This is a genomic window from Ligilactobacillus acidipiscis DSM 15836, assembly GCF_001435755.1.
Classification (GTDB): domain Bacteria; phylum Bacillota; class Bacilli; order Lactobacillales; family Lactobacillaceae; genus Ligilactobacillus; species Ligilactobacillus acidipiscis.
Window position 1 is genome coordinate 1 of the sequence record NZ_AZFI01000252.1, and the last position, 1,839, is coordinate 1,839.

The following is a 1,839-nucleotide window of genomic DNA, read 5'->3' on the forward strand; positions in this document are numbered from 1 at the left end:
ACTCAAAGCTCCTTCAGCTGTTTGGATCAAAGAAATACCATCTTGGGCATTACGTTTAGCTTGCTTCAAGCCACCGATCTGTGCCTTCATTTTTTCTGAGATAGCCAAGCCTGCAGCGTCGTCGCCGGCTTTGTTGATCCGCTTGCCGGATGAAAGTTTTGCCAAAGAATCACTCTTTGAAGCATTGGCTGCAGATAAACGTGAATATGTGTTCAATGCAGCTACGTTAGTATTAATTCTCATTGTTTGTTCCCCCAAATATTTTGTATTTTGTTGCTTACAAATATATATATCGGTCCAGTTTTAAATTGTTTAAGTCATTTTTTGAAATTTTTTCAAAAAGACATGTTTTAACGCCAAATATCCCTCTTTCTTAAAAAAAGAGCCGCATCTTTTGTGATGTGACCCCGTTCTTGTTATGAAATCAATTTAATACCAGTGATTCTTGACCCAATGTTTCTGTGCGTTAGCCCAACTGCCGTATCTTTGTTGGACATATTGAGCCGCAATTTTTTCTTGGTTGGCAGGTGAAAAATCACCATGCAAATAATTTTTATCTAGCTGATATTTACCAATATAGCGTCCATTTCGAGCATTATAGTTATTACTCGATTCATGCTGAATAATATAATCACGTGCACTTTTTTCTGCCCCAGCCAATGTTGGCTCTAAACTATTGCTAGAACTGGCAGAAGCGCCCTTATCAAGGTCAACATTCGCTAGTGACGTTATTGTTCCAGCATCATTGACCATAGAGGTCGGTTGCGCAGTCGAACTTATTTGCGGTCTTCCAGGAATAGTTAAGTTCTGTCCGGCTAGAATAAAATCCGGATCGTTTAACTGGTTAGCCTGAGCAACAGCTTGTGTAGTGGTGTGATATTTCTCTGCCAACTCAGAGACAGTATCGCCCTTTTTGATTTTGATCGTTTGTTGTACTGTTTCTAAAGCATCCGAAAACTCAGCTGCTTGCTGCGAATTAGATGCCTGTGTTGTGGCTTGCATCGTCCCATTATTATGAACTTGCAGGTCATTATTAACTAAATTCATTTTTAAAACCCGTTTCTTTCTTTAATTACTATCACGATTTCTAATTATATAGTTTTTTAGAATATTTGACAGTACCATTTTGACAATTAAAAAATCCGGTGGCATATACTTTTTAATATTGAACAAATAAACTGCTTTTACCCTACGATTATATACAAAAACGAACGAAAGAAATTACCTTACAAAAACAAGATGAACTTCCTTTACTTTCAGCTTGCGCTTTTTATACTTTCTCGCTTAATGACTTTCTCACCTATTAAATGAATATGACATTTATTGAGATTCGTGTCAATACTCCCTGCTATGATAAAAATGTCCTAATCTTTTTAAAATAAATTTTTTTCTTTCACATCTAATTGAAAATCAACCTACTTTGCTAGAATATAATGTGGTCGGTCTCGACCCGTTTTTGCGAAGAAATTAGTATATAAGTCTAAAATGTTAGCATGGAATTCGACAAGCAAATCGATTTTGCGAAGCCAATACTTTAGTAACAATACCAAACTTGTCAACCAAGGATTGACTATGTTTCCCTAGAAATTTGATCATTTACGTTTAGTTCTTCAACTTAAAATAAATAATCTCATCTACTACTAAGAATATTCGTATCGCATAAAAAAGCCATTTCAAAGTTAACGGGATCACAATATGTTGTATTTTCACTTGTTTTCCACAATAATTCTCTCATAATTATAATCTATCCCAGTCATTTTATCGGATAGTACAGTGCAAAAATTAAGCCCAATCTTTAATTTTTTTACTTCTTGAAATGTCAAATTAAGTTAGAAATAA

2 protein-coding genes are annotated in these 1,839 nt (G+C 35.0%); both read right to left on the reverse strand.

Annotation, left to right across the window (positions count from 1 at the left end; all coding sequences use genetic code 11):
• Positions 1-243: flagellin N-terminal helical domain-containing protein (locus FC65_RS10435; protein ID WP_477218334.1), on the reverse strand; the 243-nt coding region annotated here is incomplete at its 3' end.
• Positions 244-429: 186 nt separating this feature from the next.
• A complete protein-coding gene (locus FC65_RS10440) occupies positions 430-1,047 on the reverse strand; it encodes a LysM peptidoglycan-binding domain-containing protein (RefSeq protein WP_056972665.1) in 618 nt (205 codons plus the stop codon).
• Positions 1,048-1,839 lie beyond the last annotated feature (792 nt).

What these genes read in the sequence shown, in the direction of transcription:
- FC65_RS10440 (WP_056972665.1), bottom strand. Translation starts at nt 1,047, where the DNA reads ATGAATTTAGTTAATAATGACCTGCAAGTTCATAATAATGGGACGATG.